Origin of the sequence: Mucilaginibacter gossypiicola, assembly GCF_900110105.1 — a bacterium.
Classification (GTDB): Bacteria; Bacteroidota; Bacteroidia; order Sphingobacteriales; family Sphingobacteriaceae; genus Mucilaginibacter; species Mucilaginibacter gossypiicola.
Genome location: NZ_FOCL01000005.1, coordinates 199,598 through 218,554, shown reverse-complemented (window position 1 = coordinate 218,554; position 18,957 = coordinate 199,598). Strand labels below are relative to the sequence as shown.

The following is an 18,957-nucleotide window of genomic DNA, read 5'->3' as shown; positions in this document are numbered from 1 at the left end:
TTAAGAATGTTATTGGGTGTTGATAGTTAATTTGGTGTTATTCATAATGATATTATAAACAGTAAATAGTGTTAGTTAATTATTTCAAAAACGGTGACCTATAACCGGGTCACTGCTGTTTTTTTTCTTATTTATTATCTCTTTATATAAAAAGTGCGGATAATGGGTATGGCGCTGGCAACCTTTAAACCATTCATTTTTCCCCATTGATAGGCTATAACGGTAACTTTAACCGGCATCCTGCTTTTGGGCGGTACCTGGGTAATTTTCAATTTGTTACCAGCAATATAAGCGGGTCCGGCAGTTACATAATAACTAACGGGCAACCCTGAGGTTGACGAAGCATTAAGCATAACTGATCTGGTATGAATGTTTATATCCGGTATGGTGTCAAAACTTATATTTTGTGCCGTGCCATCCGTAAGTTTTGAAGGAATGCGCATCATTCCGGGTTGAACGGCATGCCGGTATTGATAATTTCCGGGATGTTCGGCCATCAGCCATAGTTCCCCGCCTGTGGCACCGCGGTCAAACTGTAATTTAAACGAAGTGTTACCGGCTTGAATAGCGGGTCCCTTGATAATTTTAAAACGAACCGGACCCTGTGCGTGGCCCAATGGATTGCCAGCTCCAATGAGTTCGGGCGGTAGCGCGGTTAAGAAACCGCCTGTCAAATTAAAAGAAACGCCATCGTTTTCCGGTTCAAACTTTAGCGCGGCATAACCCAGTTTAGCTACCGGCAACGGCTTTCCATCCTGTAAAAAGGTTGGCATTTGCTTCTCTCTTGCTACCCGGTCACCTTCAAATGCTACAGCCGCTTCAGCGATTTGCTTGTCGAAAAACCAGTACCCCTTTAAAGCTCCACCTTTAAACAGCCCATATGGTGCGGCATTAAACTCATCTTTTACCATGCCACCTGTACCGGTCATCCACCCTTTTTCCTTTGTAATGGGCTTAAGAGTTGTTTCCCCGCTATCGGGGAGACGGTAATGGCAAGCTTTCCGGATAAAAAGGACCATGAAATCCGATAGCTTATCTGACCAGTCGAAGTGCCCCCCACCGGGATCAGTTACTACCGACACAAGATTTTCAGGGTCTTTGGCACGGAGCGCTAATGCCGTGTTTTTAACAACCGGCCAATAAAAATCGCGTTCGCCGGGTGTGGTCGCGGGATCTGGCACCCGGAACTGCGGCCATTCCGTCGTTTGTCCTACGATGTAACAAACGGGAATGTTTTTAAACCTTAAACTATCAGGATAAGGAACAGTTTTAACGGGTATCGCTGCTATAGTACGCTCAGGGAAAGCACTAGCGAATGTCCAGGCAAAATGGCCGTTTGCCGAGTGCCCTGTGGGGATGACAGGCACGGTTTTCAATTCACTATAACCCGATTCGACAGCCAGATCGTCCATCATTTTTTGAAATACCTTATCCATACCGGGTTTCATATCAGCAGTAAACAACTCATCGCCTTTTTCCGCAGGCCCTATCCATATGATGGCCAAACCAATTTTAGCCGCGGTACGCCTCATCACCGGGGCTTCCAGCCAGTTGCGTTCGAGCAGGTTTGACAGGGCGATGATCACTCCCCTTACACTTTTACATTTCGGCGGGATCCACAGGTAAGCATCACGGCTCCCCACCTTAACGCTATACTGGTAGACATGATCTTCCGGATGGTATTGAGCAGCAGCCGCCTGCATTGTACAAACAAGAATAATAAGCGTCAGTATTTTACGTGTCATGTTATTTTTGGATAAAGAAAGTTTGTGTAACAGGCGCTGCTGTCTGTAATTTGGGTTCGCTGCTATTGCCATATTGCCAGGCAACCAAGGTTACCTTTACCGGGAAACGGCTTCGGGGCGGGATAACGGTTAAATTCAACTTATCGCCCGATAACTCTGCCGGACCTTCCAACACGTAAAAGCCTACGGGCACGCCCGCATCCGATGTCGCGCTCAATTTAATACCTTGCGAGTTTTGCTTTTGGTTGGATATGGGCAAAAAGTTGATGTGCTGCTCTCTACCAACGGTGTTACGCGGTGGTACAACCATTAATGCTTGTTGTACTGCCGGTTTATAATATGTATCGCCGGGCTGGGTGGCCGCAAACCAAAGTTCATAACTATGCGGGTTTTCCCAATAACCCGCACGTGGGTTTACACGGAAAGTAGAATCATCTATTTTAACAACCGGCCCCGTTATGCAATCTATGCTTATCGGAATACCTCCGGAAGCATGCCCTATAAATGAGCCAACCGGCATGCCTGCCCAAACAGGCAGGCGCGGGCTTCCGCCGGCAACCGTATCATAAAAGGCGGCATGGAGTTTAAAGGTGATACCATCTGCTTCCGGCTCAAATTTCAGGTTAACCTGCTGGTGGGTGTTTCGCTGCTCGGTCATTTTTCCGTTTTGCAGGTAACCTATCAACTGCGGCTTTTGATTGCGGTGCGCTGCCTGATAGGCTGAGGTTACCTTAGCGGTTTCTTCATCAAAATACCAAAACGCGTTGGCAACATCGCCTTTGTATTGGCCTACAGGCCCAGGTTCTGCTAACGGCGGCCTATCGTACCGCCATTTATCAACTAGCCAGCCTGTTTTTGTGGGATCGACAGGCACCAAATCCGGAGCGCTTCCAACCGGAACTCGTTTTGGCAACCTGTATTTGATAGCTTTTTTAATATAAAAAGCCAGGTAATCGATCTTTTCCTGTGTGGCGGCAAAATGCCCCTGGGCCGGGTTTGATAACATACTTAATGGCAAAAACGGGTGTTCCTGCCGCTCGTTCAATCCTTCGTCACTCCAGGTAGCGGCGGCTTCATACTCGCCCATGGTTTCCAGGCAGGGAATAAAATCAAGGCCTTGATCTTTGCGCCAGATATCTGGAGCGAAAACATTCCGCACATAGGGCCATTGCCCGCTTACCGAGATACAGGCCAGCGTACGCTTTGGGTTCCATGCCCCGAAATAATAAGGAGCACTGGCTGCTGCCGAATGCCCTATGGGGATAACCGGCACTGTTTTTAATTCATTGTAACCGGAAATATCGGCCAGATCTGTGATCATGGCGTTAAACTGTTCGCCTGCCCCCTGGTTAAATAAAAACTTAAGGTTAAAGGCCGGACTCGCCCAGACCTCGGCAATACCCAATTTGCCCATCTCCCGTCTGAATTTCGAATCCGTCAATATGCTTTCTTCCTCCATATTGTTTTGCGCGAATATGACAGCCTTTATCTGCTTACAAGTTGGCGGGATCCATAAAAAGGCCCTTGCCTGTCCGGCGTTCTCGTTTGCGTTTTTTATTAAGGTCGACCATTGCCACACCCGGGCATGAACCCGGAACGCAAAACCCAAAAAGATTAAAAAAAGGATTATATACCTGATGATCTTCATGTTAGTTATCAATTAATGTTAACCTCGTTAAACTTTACCCTGGTTGCAATTCCCTGTACACCAGAGGCGGCAAACAGCCCAGCCGTTGCTGCTTTGTTAAGGTGCAGCGTGATACTATCTATATTTATCCATGATTTGTTATCGGTTGAATAAGCACCCGTAAATTCATCACCTTTACGCGTGAGGCGGAAATAAAAATCACCTGTCAACCTGCTAAATGTCACTATCGGATCTGTAAGCGGCAACAATGTCGGGCTACTTTGAACAACATCACCCGCGTTACGAGAGAGTAACTTTATGCACCATTTGGGTGCCTCAACCTGCCCCGATGATAGCGGAGCTACCATCAGCATTACTTCCGGGCTGTTTTTGCCTGTTCCGTTACGGATAACGAGCCCAAACGATGAAAACTGAGAGCTTACCTGCGGCACGTATCCGGCCGAAATAGTACCATTACCATCCAAGGCTTTATAAACAAAATGATAATAATCGGCGCTGCTATCTACACCCGTTCCGGCACTTTCAATGGTTAATTGTTTATCATCAAACTGGCCGTTGCCAAAAGAGTTCTCCGCCCCTACCGCTGGTTGATGCCAGCCGGTTGGCAAAGCCGAAATAACACCGGCGGGATAGGCATCCTTACTTTTACCATTGCTATTAACTGCACAAACTGTATAGAAATACAGTTTCCCTCCAATGGTTTTACTGTCAATATAATGCCCTCCTTTAATTTTTGCCGATATGGTAATATATGGCCCCCCCTGTTTTATGGCACGTTTTACAAAATAACCGGTAGCCCCTGCCGGTTCTATCCATGTCAAAGCATTACGACCTTTTGGGTCAGTTTTTATTAACAAACCGGCAGGGGCTGCCGGTTTGTTTCTTACGTCAACCCCGCTACCCTCCGCTCTTGTATAAAGTAAAGTTCCAAAGCCTATATGGTCTGCACCTGGCCCTCCCTGGGGCTCGGGCCGGATGCGGGCGGCAGCCTGCCCTGTATATGGCGCTTTTAAACCCATTCTTTTAACGTAGTGATTATAGATCTGCTCATACACAGATCTGAGTTTCCCTCTTGACTCCGCAGAAATTTCCTTATGCAGGTATTTTCCTGTTTTGTCAAGCTCAGCAATGTAAGGCACATCCATACCCAGGTTGTATTTTGCTGTATATTCAAATCCTTGTAATAAACGGTTATCCGCATACGCATACAGGTTAAGTCCCTGGTTCCACGCCATCTCCGCGCAATCGCCGAGGTGAGCAATACCTAATTGTGTATGCCCCTGGTCTCGTCCGCTTTCCTGGCATTCTCCATCCTGGTTAATGATATAATTTGTTAGACGTCCATCCCCCGCACCATCAACGTAATAGTTCAATGCACGTTCAAACATGGCCCTGTCATCGCAAAAAACAGCAATAGCCATCATTGTTTTCATAGCGGCCGAATCCCAATTACCGTTAGCAAAAGGGGCAAAATCTTTAATTACCGGGTAAATCACTCCCTTAAAATGTCTTTTTGTAAGCTCCACTTCCGCTATGGGCCAGTTTGCATTAGTATATAAAAGTAATTCTGCCGCATTTACCATTTTAAAGGGACCAAGCCCGGCCATCAAAACGGCATCCCTGCCGGTTATCGATTTTAATGTAGATGACCATGCGTTGATAATTTCCCTTGCTTTTAAGGCGTAGTCTGCTTTACCCGTAAGTGCCCACATGAGCGCATTTTGGTAAGCGGCGTTGGCATCGGCATCATAAACGGATTGACCCACCGTGGGGTTGCGGCCAACCATAGCCATTGGTCCCTTCATCTGGTAATTGTCCTGCGATTGCGGGTGCTCCTGAAACTCTACGAAAGCAGTATAAACAGGCTCTTCCTTATTACTGATCGCTGTTTTTATCCGCTCAAGGTCTGCTTTGCCCTGCAATAGCCCGGGGTGCACAAAAGGCTGGGCTTTTGCCATAACTGCGGCAATTACCAACATTAAACAGGGCAAAATCTGGTGTATTTTTCTCATCTTAAATATGTTAGTTATACTTAAACCGTCCAAAGGTTTTTTATCAAATAATTTTCTTTATAGCGGTGATCAATTTAACAGGCCCAAGCAAACCGGCCTCCACTAATGGAGATGTTTTGTCAAAATTTTTCCAGGTAGCAAACGTTTTACGCCTGCCCGGCTTAGGCTGGTCATTGATGAACCACCCGGGTAACTTTTCAATATAATTATCAGCGCTGTAGGTATTTTCTTCAGGAAAATACTCATCCCCTATAAGGCGGTTTACCCAAAGCGTAGTAACATTAATTTGTAATTGGTTGGATCCTTTTTTTAGGGTGTCGGTTATGTCGGTTTCAAAGGGCTCTTTCCATAGAATTTTGATCAGCTTACCGTTTACCCATAATTCGGCAACAACCTCGACGCGGCCAAGATCTATCAGGATGCGGTGGCTGTCCTGAAGATCATTACTGGTCAGCATAATTGTTTTTTTGTAGATAACCGTCCCCGAAAAATGCCGGATATCAAAATCGGGGTGCAGCCTCAGGGAAATCAGCTTTTCCAGCTCTATGCCATCGGCGAGATGCGCCTGTCCGGGAAATTCAAGCTTCCAGGGACCTGTTAAAGTAATGGACTTCGCGTTACGAACGCTAAACTCTTTTACATCGCTTTTACCTTTAATACGATAGGTACCGTTGTTAAACACCAATGCTTCCATGCGATCGCCGTTCAATCGTTTTAAATTAATGGCTATGGGGCGTTCCGGCTCAGGTAATCCCTGTTGGTAGATCCTATAAACCTGCTGTTCTGTAAGTACCATCGGGAACAACTGCAGCGCGGTGTGATTGCCCTCAAAATAGCTCGACAAATGATCCTGCTCAACGGGCGCACGTAAAAAAGCATGGACAGTTAAACCGGAGGAGGGGTTTGCTTTACTCAATTTACCATTGATGTACAAATTGGGAGCGCCGTTTTTATAAACCAACATGAGGTGAGTCCAGCCCTGTACAGGTTCATCGTCAAATAATACTACTTTCGCTTTGCCTTTCTGTTTTTCATATATCCTTACCCCGTTCTGCCCGGCCCCCAGGCCGATGGCCGCATGCCCCCTGCCAAAAAGCTGTTCGCCCGAAACAGGGTGAAAAATCATGCTTTTACCTTCCTGTGCAAACGAATCCGGCCTGACCCAGACACTTATTGAAAAATCATTAACCACGCTGCTGTTTTCAGGTGACAATGCCGGGGAGGCCTGAGTATCCAGGTAAGGCTTTCCGTCTTTAATAATACTTGTGTAACCCTGTTTAACCACTTTCTTTTTGAAAATGATGAACGCGGAGCCGGCGGGTGCCAATTCAATAGCGATACTGGTTTGATCCCTGGTAAAAGAAAACAAAGGCAGGTCAAAGAATTCACCGGTTTCCGGGTCCCAAAGTTCCGGCTGCATGCCGGTTACCCTGAAAGTACAGGTAACCTTCTCGTACCGGCGGCGATGGTTACTTATAAAATAATAATCGCCGCCAGCTGTTTTTTTATGCACATAGTGGATCGCGGCATCCGGATTTTCTGCCGAATATTTAAAATCGGCGGTAATAGATAAGTCGCTGAACACAGTTAAGAGATTTTCAGTCCAGATCACGCATCCTTTTCCCAGCTTATTAACCTTAAATTCTGCTCCGTTAATATTACCGAAAAGTTGCTTAATGCTACCCTGTATTACCTTATCTGCGGTACGGCCATAAGCTTTTGAAGGCTTCTTTGATACCAGCAATACCATACCCTCTTCAACCAGTTTTTTCAATTTGTTTAAGGTATCGGGAAGGAGCCTTTCCAGTTTGGCCAGTATACAAACCCGGTACATCATGCCATCGGGCAGTACAATCCGGCCGTCTTTTATCTTAAACCTGTTAAGCGCATCCGCGCCTATTACATCCGCTACATATCCTTCGGGCATAAATTGATAGGTATCCGGCACTCCAGATTCGGGAGAATCACCTTTAAAATAGCAGGCATCGGCCACAAATAAACCTTGCTGTAAGATGTATTGGCATCGCTGAATATATTTTATCCAGCCATAGGCTTGATCTGTCCAGGTATTATTCCGGTCGAAGTGACAGCCAAAAGGCCCCATGGTCATGCCAGGTTTTGCGGAATGGTAAGGCTGATGCACAAATGTGTGAAACACCAGCCTATTGATACCAAGCGTAAAAAAATAATCGCCCTCCGCTTTCAGCGAATAAGGATAATCAACCCATTTTGAGTTTGCCGGCATCGCGGTATAAGCCTCCGCCGCTGCTACAGTTTTGCCATAAACATGCGCTATAGATGCAGCTTGTTTGGATGTTACGTCGCTGCCGTAAATATAACGTGTCCAGAACTCGGCCATCGGTGTATCCAGGTATTGGCCCGCCTGCAGGCTGTCAAACACACCATCTCCGTAGGGTTCGGCATTAAATTGAATACCGCGTTTATGGCAGCATTGCTGATAATACCCGTAAAAATTCTCGGCCAGCAGGTTGGCGTGGGCTTTCCTGATATCCCATAAAAAACCTTCCGTATCATCTACCGAGCCAACAATACGCCCGGTTAAAGCAGGCATCCACGGTACAATTTCATAACCCATGAGCTTTTTAAATTCTTCGGGAAAATTGATCGTCCAGTTTTGTTTACCGGCTTCCCAGCTGTCCACCGTAAAACCCTTAAAGCCTTTGCCAATGTGAGGTTTTAATTTCCCTAACAAGGGATCAAGAAATTTAGCGAAATGGGTATCAAGTGCTTGTTTGTTGAATTTATCTGTCTCAAGGCCCTTCCCAGCGTCGGGATGTGCGGCGTTTTCTTCACCGGTAGTGGTGTGGCCTATCCTCAAAATAGTCCATCTTCCTATTGGTGCCTGCCATTTAAGATCTCCCTGAGCATCCATATAAGTGCTGATATCAACAACCTGATCTGGGTTAATAATCATATCAGGTGTTATAGCAGGTGTATTACCGCCTGTGCTGCCATGGGTATGGTTTGTTTTCCCGGGCCAGCCGCCTAACCGTGGACCGCTATGCAATTGCACTTCCGAGATCCAGGTTGGTGTTGGCGATGTTAAGCGATAGAATTTTGCCGATACCGAATCGAAACTTAAGGCAGATGGTGTATCCATTGCCCGCAATTCGCAGCAGGCGATATGGCCGATGGTAGTGTATGAAACCCCATCCTGCGAGGATTCGAGCAATAACAGCGGCGGGTGATCGCGGGGCCCATCAAAAAGGTCATGCGGTACTTCCGGCTTGCGATAGACACTGATGGCACTGCACTCATAAATTTCGGTAAATTCAAACACTAATGTTTGTGATGCCTCCAGCCTGATCTTCGTTTCGGGATCCCCGTCGGTAACAACATCAATATCTATCTCAGTACCATTCAGCCAAACATTTTTTAACCGATCCTTCATCACGTATTTTTCCTGCGGAAGGGACGGATAAGCGATCACCATAGCATCACGGTAATAATGCAGCTTTGCGTACGGGCGCTGCAATTTCAACTGCAATGGTTGTGAACCGGCAGTTGCAATTGTTTCAGTCCACACCAGTTGTTGCATGCTCATTTCGGGACTGATCCATGGCCCTCCGCAACCCGAATAGCCGGGAGAATTATGCATAAACATATCAATACCCAACCGGCTGCACTCAGCAGCAGTGTGAACTACGGCTTCAGTCCAATCCTCATGCGCGTAATCAACCGGGCCGCGCGGAATGCCTACTGCCGCATTAAAATTGATAAAGCCGCCAATGCCCATACGCTTCATGGCTTCCAGGTCGAGCGTAATACCATTTTTGGTAATGTTGCCGTTCATCCACATATAAAAAACCCATGGCCGGGCGTTAGCAGGTGGCTTTATAAACAGATCTTCCATATCTTTATCAGGCAGGGTATCTCCCAACACCCAATTGATATAGGGTACAGCTATCAATCCTGCCGAAGTAAGGAAAGTGTTTTTTATAAATTGTCGTCTCTCCATTGTATCCTCACTTATCTACCCTAAACCAATCGAAATCTGCATACCCACCCATGCGCACATCAGCGGTACTTATACAAAACAGGCCCACTTTTGCACCTATCCACTTATCAGGCTTAGCAAAAAATTCCTCGCCTATAGCCTTATAGTTTATACCATCTTCGCTGTAACTGAAAACACATTTGGCATCGGGAGCGCTTACGCGGATACGCAGGTATACCTCGTTGATATTGATCCTTTTCTCATCGGTAATTTCCTCGACAGTGCCATCGGCGGCGTTTTTACAAACCACTGTGTTTAATTTATAACCCCGTTCATCTTTGGATATCGCGATGTAACTGTAATCATTGCCCATCATCAATAAACCAGCTCGTTTACCCTGTCCTGTTTCCCATTCAACCTGGTATTTTAATTTGGTTGTGGCTGTAAAATCCGGCGCGGGCAGTTTTTGCAGCAGGAGGTTGGGTGTTGCCCAAAGGTTCATCGTGTTTTTATCCTGCGGATAAGCGAATAGCCGCAAATAACCTGATCCTTTGATAAGCGCACTCCACTGAATTTTGGGATTTGCATGCCATTGCCATTGCAGGCCCATTTTGTGTCTGTCAAACTCATCGTCTTCCGAAGGGGTTACTATCGGATATACCGCGCCAGCATTTGGCTTTTTATAAACGGTAACAGGTTCGCCTTTTCCGTCGCCATCGGGATCATTGCCTATCACCGGCCAATTGTTTATCCACTTTACAGGCTCCAAATGAATTATCCTTCCGTAGGCGCCCTTATCCTGAAAATGAATAAACCAGGACTCACCTGTTTGGGTTTCCACCAGCGCACCCTGGTGCGGACCGTTTACAGCGGTTTTGCCCTGGTCCATCACTACCTTATCTTCATAAGGCCCATAAATATTTTCAGCACGCAAAGCTACCTGCCAACCGGTGGCTACTCCGCCTGCCGGGGCAAGGATGTAGTAATAACCTTTTCGTTTATAAATTTTAGGTCCTTCTATGGTGTGGTTTTTACCATGACCGTCGTAAACATGAATTCCTTCGTCGGTAACGGCAGTTCCTTTTTGATCCATCCTGAAAATAGTGATGAGGCTATTAACGCCCGCCCTGCTTCCGGCCCAGGCTACACCCAAATACGCTTTGCCATCATCATCCCAAAATGGTGCCGGATCAATAATACCTTTGCCCGGCAAAACCAAGACAGGTTTATCCCAATCCCCCATCAAACTTTTAGTTTTAACCATATAAACGCCATAATCCGGATCGGGGTAATAGATATAAAACTCGTTATTGTGGTATCGGATACAGGGGGCCCAGACGCCTTTGCCATGCTGCGGCGAATCATAAACCGCGGCGGGTTCCTGTTTTTTCAAAGCATAATTGATCAGCTGCCAGTTTACCAGATCTTTTGAATGCAGAATAGGCAAGCCGGGCATACAATTAAAACTGGATGATACCATATAATAATCATCGCCTACACGGATAGCATCCGGATCGGAGTAATCAGCATGTATAATGGGGTTCTGATAGCTTCCATTGCCTTTATCTGCAACCCATACTTTTGATAGCTGCGCGAAGCCCTGCCTGGGGCCAATAAGCAGGATAAGTACTATTATTAAAGTGTTTTTGTACATTACTGTTCCCTCCTTTTAATTCAAATCCCAATACACCACGTAGCGCTGACGGTGCAGGTTATAGTAAGGTTCAAGGGTTACCGGTTTTCCGTTGGTTGTGCCGGTGGTTTTAAAGGTAAGTACCCCGCCTTTCACCGCTTTTATCAATTCGGAAATGTTGCTGCTGTTGATATTAAGGCTGTGGACAAGATTTGCCGGAATATTATAGTTATAATCATAATACTGGTAGGGGTCGGCTGCATCATGATAGGGAGCATGAGGGGGCATAGCTTCAGTTCCCATTTCACCGGCCAGCACTATCGGTCCGTACATTACGGCGGCTATTTTAGGATCATCCGGTGTTGCTTCCAGGTGCAGGGTCATGGGGTAGCTTATTTCTACTTTATCACCTTTTTTCCATTTACGGTTCAGCGTTATATAACTGCCCGGCGTTTGTACAACTTTGATGTTTTCACCATTGATTTTGACGCCCACACCATTGTTTGCCCAACCGGGGTAGCGAATATAAAGCGGTAAACTTTCCGCGCCTACCGAATCGATGGTTAGCCGTGTGGTCGCCTCTTCGGGGTAAGCGGTTTCCTGCCTCAACTTCAGGCCCTTTTCTTTCCAGGTTAATACAGAGGGGATGAACAGGTTTACATAAACACCCTTGTTGTTATGATAGTAGATAGCCTCTCCGTATTTAGACTGGCTTTCAAAGCCCGAACCTACACAGCACCAGAACGAGCTGTCGCGCGTGCTGTAAACCCGGAATGCCCCGGCTTTCAGCGGTGTAAAATAACACACCATCCCGGTTTTGGGGTCCTGCTGGCCCAAAATATGATTGTATAAAGCACGCTCATAATAATCTGCATATTTCACATCGGCATCCCAGGTAAAGAGGTGGCGGGTTATCTTGAGCATGTTGTAGGTATTGCAGGTTTCGCCTGTGTAGCCCGTAATATATTCCGATATTTTGCCCGGTGCAATAAAGTGTTCCTTGTCACTATTGCTGCCGATTACATAGGTTTGATTCTCCATAACGTTATTCCAGAAATAGCTTACAATTGATCTATCTTTTGCATCGCCTGTCAACTCGTAGGCGCGGGCTTCACCGGTAATTTTGGGGATAGCTGTGTTGGCGTGCATTTTATTAAGCTTATCCTGCCCGGCGGCTAACGGATCCAGTACCGCATGGTGATAAAACAGGTCGCCTAATTTTTTATGCTCCGGGTTGCCGGTAATGGCATACAGGTTATACCAGGCTTCGTTCATCCCGCCAAACTCATTCCGGAGCATCAAAGCCAATTGTTCCTGACTTAAAGGTGTTATCTTCTTATACGCCCATACAGCCATTTTATTAACTACATCAAGCGCCTGCGTATCGCCCGCATACAAGTAAGCATCAATTAACCCCGCCACTATTTTATGTAATGTATACCAGGGTGCCCAAACACTTTTACCTTTAATATTCCTGTCGATATAGTTTTGCGGAAACGCGCTTAAATAACCATCCTCGTTCAGCGTTGCCTGTACTTCGGCGAGGCCCGAAATCAGGCTATCTATCTTTTTTTTAAAAGCAATATTGCCGGTTGACGCGTATTGAAATGAAAGGCCTGATAACAGGTGACCAATGCTATGCCCCCTCAGTTCCATATCCAGTGCCTCCCAGCCACCAAGTGGCTGTGGCATTTTAGTTTTGCTACTTTTCTTATCTGTTAGCATGCCTGCATTGACCCGGAAACTATGCAGCAAACGCTCAACAGGCAGCGAAAGCATCCATTGCCCTTCTCTGTCCATGTTGTCCTTAAAACGGCTTTCAAGCAATTTCACATCCTGCAGGTCAAAACTGTATGCCTTAACATCAATTTTGGTTTCGGCCTTTATAGCAGATAGATGCTGGCCAACATATTGTGCAGATACTCCCATCGGCAACGCCAGGAACCCTGCGCACAGGAACTTTCTAATTTTTTTCATCTTTTTTTAGCTTTATTGTATTCAAAAAGTCCAGTATTTTTTGATTGAACCCATTTGGGTTTTCAAGATTACTGACATGCCCTGCATGAGGGACGATCACTTGCTTCGCCCCAGGTAGGATAGTTAATAACTTATCCGGATGATTAGCGTCAAACTCGCCGGTCAGCACCATTACCGGTACGTCTATTTTCTGTGATATCAGCCTGCTTTCGGCCTCGTTGCCAAGTAAAAACCGGGGCTCGAGGTGTTGCGGTTGCCATGCCTCCCATTTGTAGATCATATTCCAGACGGGGACTCTCAAACTTTCAATATTTTTTCCGCCGCGTTTGGTGAGCGCGTTAAACCACTCTTGTTTACTTTTTTGCACACCTCTTGCCTGCCATATTTTGATCTTTTCACGCTGGGCAACAGCTTCACTGTTGGTCCAGGGCTTGCTAGGCCCGGGAACGTCAAAAATATCGCCACTGGCCATAGTAGCAGAAAGTAGGCGGCCAGGATACAAGGTCAGAAAATCTGTAACGATAAATCCGCCCAGCGACAGGCCGACAATGTGTGCCCTGGCAATATGAAGCTGGTCCATCAAACTTTTCAGATCGTCGGCATGCAGGGCTTTTTGACTCTCAGATGGCATGGACGACCAGCCATATCCTCTGAGATCGTACCGGATCACCCTGTACTTTTTTGCAAGCGCGAAAAATTGCGGATCCCATTCAGTACAGTCAAACGAGTGGCCATGTAAAAGTATAAGCGGTTCGCCTTTACCTGTTTCTTCGTAGTAAAGCGTGGCACCATCTGATGTTTTGATGTAACCATGTCTGGTGTTTTTAAGGTTCGCCCTGGCCAGCACATCTCTCACTAACAACGGTAGCACGGGGCTGCCCAAAAACGAATTAAAACCGTTTTTCATTTCAGCCACGCGGGCAAGCATAAAGCCGTAAACGTTATTTTTTTTATCGATCCAGGGATAGGCCCCGGCCCAGCTCGGGCTACTGATCAGTGTCGCGTTTCCATCGGCATCCACTTCTTCTCTCCATTCGCCGAGGCCATAAACATCGGTACGTACACTTGCACGGGTATTAGCAACATACGGGTCATTCATTTCTGCTTTCCCTACCTGGTCGGCCTGCATTTCCCGTATCGCTTTTAACGAAAGTACCCGTTTGCCTTGATACACGCCCTTGTGCATGATCATGCTCAAAAAATGGGCATAATCATCAAGCCCGCCCCTCGCGCCTCCGCCCAGCATCGGGTTTTGCCCGCCTACATCGCTTACCGGTGTAAAATGGGTAAGCTTCATGCCTAATGGCCCGGCAATTTTTTCCTGAAAAATGGTTTCCCAATCTTTTCCGGTTGCTATCTCCGCCATCCTGCCTGCTACCTGCATGGCAAGGCCTCCATATTTAAATTTAGCGCCCGCCAGCGTATCGGCTGGCAAATCAACTATATGCGAAATCGATTCCTTTAAGGTTTGATAATTATCGGCACGCCGCCCGGCCGGCTGATAGTCGGGATAACCAGCGGTATGCGAAAAGAGTTGCCTTAGGGTAGCCTCCCCTTTTTGATCTTTAAATTCCGGCAGCCATTTACTAACTTTGTCATCCCACGACAGTTTACCTTCATCGACTACAGCCGCGATGGTAGCAGCGGAAAGCCACTTACCTGCCGATGCTATGTAGGCTACCGTCTCGGGGCCGTAATTGCCAAAATAATGTTTATGTATAACGCGATCATCTTTAACAACGATTACCGAAGCCCCTTTATAGTAGCCGCTATCAACCCAGCCAGCTATTTTTCTGTCGAGATATGAAAAATCATAACCGTTTTTCTCGATTTTTACCTGTGCCAATAAACTAAACCGGCATAGGCTGCAGAACCATAAAATAAATATGATCAGCCCTGTCCTCATCAGTTTTTAACTTTATAAAATTTTGCCCCGAACAGGAATATGACTACATAGCATATAATAGGCAGGTAGTAAGCCCTTGCCACATCATGGTTGGCAATCTGCCCCATAATAAGCGGGAAGAAGGCACCGCCCACCACGCCCATCGATATGAATGATGAAGCCTGTTGCGTGTGGCGGCCTAAGTTTTTAAGCCCTAAACTGAAAATTGTAGGAAACATAATGCTGAAAAAGAAATTGATCATCATCAACGCGATGTAAGAGGGCCATCCCCAGGCCTGTGCAACAATCAAACAGGAGATAATGCTACCGCCGGCAAATGCCGCGAGTAGTTTATTGGGGGCGATAAAGCGCATCAGGAAAGTGCCTATAAAACGGCCGGCTGCCATCATGGCCATAAAAATGCTCATATAGCTGCCTGCGGCCTGATCATTAAATCCCATTACGTCATGACCATAGTTAATGAAATATGCCCATGTGCCCCCTTGCGCGGCAACGTTAAAAAACTGGGCTGTTACCGCCCATATAAAATGCCGGTGCTCGTAAAGCTTTTTTGACGGAGCGGTATCAATATTTAATGCATCGGGTTCTTCAGATGCGGACGCGGCGTGCGGATCTGTCAAAACAGGTACTTTTACAAATAAAAAAGCGGTGGCTATTAACAGTATAATGCAACCGATAGCCGTATACAATGATTTAACCGATGAAAGATCTGTTGAATGGCCGGAGGTGGCACGAAGTAAAAAGTAAGAACCGACGGCCGGACCGATTATGGCACCAACGGCATTGAATGACTGGGAAAAATTAAGCCGCCTATCACTTGTGCGCTGGTCACCAAGTGCGGCGGCAAAGGGATGGGCCACGGTTTCGAGTGTGGCCATACCACAACCCAAAATAAAGAGAGCTACCCTGAAAAAGTTGAATGAAGCGGCGTTGGCAGCAGGTACGAACAGGAAAGTACCAATAGCAAATAATAACAGCCCTAAAATTACACCGGGCTTATAACCAAACTTTTTTAAAAAATACCCGGCCGGTATACTCATCACAAAATATGCACCGAATACCGAAAGCTGAATAAGGCCGGATTGTGCCTTAGTAACGTTAAGTACAGTTTGAAAATGTTTGTTAAGCACATCGCTCATGGAATGGAGCAAGCCCCACATCAAAAAAAGCGAGGTAACAAATACAAAAGTTACGATGAATTTTTTTTCGGTAAATTCAGGTTTGGGTGTCATAGTTATTTTTTTGCGTAATTAAAGGGAGTGAAAGACTTTTCCATATTATTGAAAAGCGCGGCGGCACCAATCAACGGAGCGTTCTCGCCCAGATGAGCAATCTCGATATCTATTGTATCCAACCGGCTTTTGAGGGCAGGTAAAAAGAGATCGGATGCTTTGGCTATATTTCCGCAGATCACCAGTATTTCGGGGCCGAGTAACTCGGTCCAGGTTTGCAAAAAGGAACCTAAGTTTTTACCAAACTCATAAAATATCACAGCGACCTCGCTGTTGGTCTTCTTTAGCAAGGTTAGCTCTTTTACATTCTGTACGGTTTGGCCTGTTAATTCGTTAAAACGTTTCACAAACCAGCGTGTTGAAAAATAATCGTCGGCAATGGTATCCCGGTAGGCGACGCTCCCAAGGTTCAGGTCTTTCATGATCTGGTTTCTTAATTGTGCCGATCCAAATCCGGTGCCGAGGGTTATCCCCATAACGCTGTGATAAGACATTCCGGCCCCGGCAATGCACTCACCTAAAATGGTTGCTTCGGCATCATTTCTGAATTTGATGAGTGAAGGGCTGATGTGCAGGGTTTCGGCAAGGTAAGCCCTGATGTTTACATTATAGATGGATTCATATTTATGAAGGCCGGTGATATAGGAGGTGCCCTGATCATAATCAAAAGGACCCGGCATGGCGATAGAAATACCTGCAACGGTAAGCTTTGAGCTTTCAAGAACAGCTTTGAACGCTCCCGACCAGGACGTTAAGATCTCTTCCGCATTACCATGGCAGTTTACATCAGCCCTCAGCCAGGTATGCTCAAGTATAGTATTATTTGTTAAGTCACAGATGCCACATGTAATGTGCGAACCACCAACATCTGCACAGAGAATATATGGTGAATAAATGGTATTTTCAGTCATTTACTTGTTATTGAGGTTGTTAATATCTTCGATTATTAAGGCCTGACCGCCTGATGGTAAAAGGCTGCTTTTCAATTCATTTGTATTGGTTACGATCCGGCTTTTTACGCTAACATGGGTTGCCGTATTAACAGATGGATCGTCGCTAAAGATCGTTGCCTTATATTTCTTTCCCTGATCAAGGAAATCCAACTCGAACTTTACCTGGCGCGCGTCATTGTTAGTGATCATACCTACAAACCAGGTTGAGCCTTTACGCCTTGCTGTAACTATATATTCTCCGGGTTTTCCCTGAATAACACGTGTATCATCCCAACTGGCAGGGATCTTATCCCAAAACTCCAGTTCGGGTTCATTATGCACCTCAGAGGGTTTATCATACCAGTAAAGTGTTTGCAGCGGACTATAATATACAGCCGCCAATGCCAGCTGGTGCGCATGGGTAGTTTTAATGCGTTTATCAAAGTAACAGATGGTATAATCGGCAGCTCCGGCCAGGTAGCGTGTAAAAGGTAGGACCGTATTATGTGTGGCATCGGGCATTTCTTCATTGCCACGGATGCCTTCGGCCGACATTAGGTTAGGCCAGGTACGCTGCTCGCCGGTTGGACGCCAATCGTCATGTATGTTAACCATCATATTGGCTGCGGCAGCCTGCTGAATAGTTTTCTCAACCCAGGTTGTCCAGCGGTGCGATCCCTGCTGAACAAAGCCGAACTTCACCCCTTTAATACCCCATTTATGATATACCGCGAATAAACTATCGCTCTGTGCATATAGCGCCTGTTGGTTTACGTACAGCCAGACGCCTATTCCCTTTTCCTTCCCGTAACTGATTATGCCGGGCAAATCAAAATACGGAATAGCAACCTTGGTGGCATCCGAACTGAAACTAAAAGCCGGGCCGTACCATTTCCAGTCGAACAGGACGTATTGCAGGTTATGTTTAACCGCGAAATCGATATTTGCCTTCGCATCCGCAGTTGTCTGTGCCATTACCCGAATTATCTTGCCGGGTTTTATCCAGCTTGTACCGGTTATTTTTGATGCCTCATTGAGGTTAAGCATCAGATAATTATTCGCTATTAGGTCACCTGGTTTTTCGGCGACCATGATCGTCCTCCAGGGGGTGCCTACCGGCGAGATCAACTGCGCGCTCCCAAACATCGAGGTAACAATGGTAGATGGCTTACTTACGCTTAGCTTAAATTTTGTGCGGGCGTAATCTACCAGTTGCGCTTCACCAAGTGCTGCGTATAATCCATCAGGTAATTCAAGGGTTAACGGGCGCTCGCTTTCGCCGGGCCAGTTTTTTAATGGCAGTTTATAATACGGTGCTTGTGCCCAGTTAGCAAACCAGGCCTGCGTACCCTCGGGAAGGTGAAACTCCGTGTTTTCTGAAGTGATATTATAATAAGTTCCTTTAGGGTTTTCGGGGAAATAATAACGAAACGCCACGCCCTCGTTGTAAACCCTTATCTGCACCTGCATTACATAAATGGGGTTATCATCTTTTACAAGGGTGATATTAACCGAGTTGTAACGATCCCTGATCTGGCTTTTCTCGCCCACTACCGGTACCCATGTTGTATCGTGCATCGACGAGTCTACCCTTGTTATCGAAAGGTTTTCGCACCAGTTTTTATGCCGGTCAACTTTCAGGGCCATAGCCTTTTCTGAAAGATCATTATCCATTTGCAGATCAAGAACGGACTGAAGAATAACCGGCTTGTTTTTATAATTTACGCTATAAAACATGGTACGCTTTCCTGAATCGGCCAACTGGTGAAACCTGAACGAGACATTTTTATCAGGCGATTGAATGGTGATCGCTCCTCCTTTCGTTTCCTGGCCCCAGGCCATGCAGGCACAGCTATTCAGCAATAAGCAGGCTATCCATTTTTTCGCGTTGCGGCACAGCTTATTAAGCATCAT

Annotated in this window: 10 protein-coding genes; all 10 read right to left on the bottom strand. The window is 46.3% G+C overall.

All coding sequences use genetic code 11. The features are described from left to right. Nucleotides 1-134: 134 nt before the first annotated feature. From BMX50_RS18570 to BMX50_RS18525, 10 genes are read right to left on the bottom strand one after another with little or no spacing between them, the layout of a single operon-like run. Nucleotides 135-1,745 carry a hypothetical protein gene (locus BMX50_RS18570; RefSeq protein WP_091212044.1) on the bottom strand — a complete coding sequence of 537 codons (1,611 nt, stop codon included), beginning with the start codon at nt 1,743-1,745 and terminating at the stop codon, nt 135-137. A 1-nt stretch (nt 1,746) separates the two neighbouring features. Continuing rightward, complete coding sequence (locus BMX50_RS18565) at nt 1,747-3,393, bottom strand: hypothetical protein (protein WP_091212043.1); 1,647 nt, start codon at nt 3,391-3,393, stop codon at nt 1,747-1,749. A gap of 8 nt (nt 3,394-3,401) precedes the next feature. Beyond that, on the bottom strand, nt 3,402-5,405 hold the full coding sequence (locus tag BMX50_RS18560; RefSeq protein ID WP_208864743.1) for an alginate lyase family protein: 2,004 nt from the start codon (nt 5,403-5,405) through the stop codon (nt 3,402-3,404). 43 nt (nt 5,406-5,448) lie between these two features. Beyond that, nucleotides 5,449-9,384 carry a glycosyl hydrolase gene (locus BMX50_RS18555; protein WP_091212042.1) on the bottom strand — a complete coding sequence of 1,312 codons (3,936 nt, stop codon included), beginning with the start codon at nt 9,382-9,384 and terminating at the stop codon, nt 5,449-5,451. A gap of 7 nt (nt 9,385-9,391) precedes the next feature. Then, a complete protein-coding gene (locus BMX50_RS18550) occupies nt 9,392-11,017 on the bottom strand; it encodes a glycoside hydrolase family 43 protein (protein WP_091212041.1) in 1,626 nt (541 codons plus the stop codon). Nucleotides 11,018-11,032: 15 nt separating this feature from the next. Then, on the bottom strand, nt 11,033-12,973 hold the full coding sequence (locus tag BMX50_RS18545) for a glycoside hydrolase family 127 protein (RefSeq protein ID WP_091212040.1): 1,941 nt from the start codon (nt 12,971-12,973) through the stop codon (nt 11,033-11,035). Next, nucleotides 12,960-14,879: an alpha/beta fold hydrolase gene (locus tag BMX50_RS18540; protein ID WP_091212039.1), complete on the bottom strand. Its 1,920-nt coding sequence runs from the start codon at nt 14,877-14,879 to the stop codon at nt 12,960-12,962. Before BMX50_RS18540 ends, BMX50_RS18545 begins: the two co-directional genes overlap by 14 nt. Next, on the bottom strand, nt 14,879-16,111 hold the full coding sequence (gene fucP / locus BMX50_RS18535; RefSeq protein WP_091212038.1) for an L-fucose:H+ symporter permease: 1,233 nt from the start codon (nt 16,109-16,111) through the stop codon (nt 14,879-14,881). Before fucP ends, BMX50_RS18540 begins: the two co-directional genes overlap by 1 nt. Nucleotides 16,112-16,113: 2 nt before the next feature. Next, a complete protein-coding gene (locus BMX50_RS18530; RefSeq protein WP_091212037.1) occupies nt 16,114-17,022 on the bottom strand; it encodes an ROK family protein in 909 nt (302 codons plus the stop codon). Beyond that, a complete protein-coding gene (locus tag BMX50_RS18525; RefSeq protein WP_244281037.1) occupies nt 17,023-18,957 on the bottom strand; it encodes a glycoside hydrolase family 97 protein in 1,935 nt (644 codons plus the stop codon).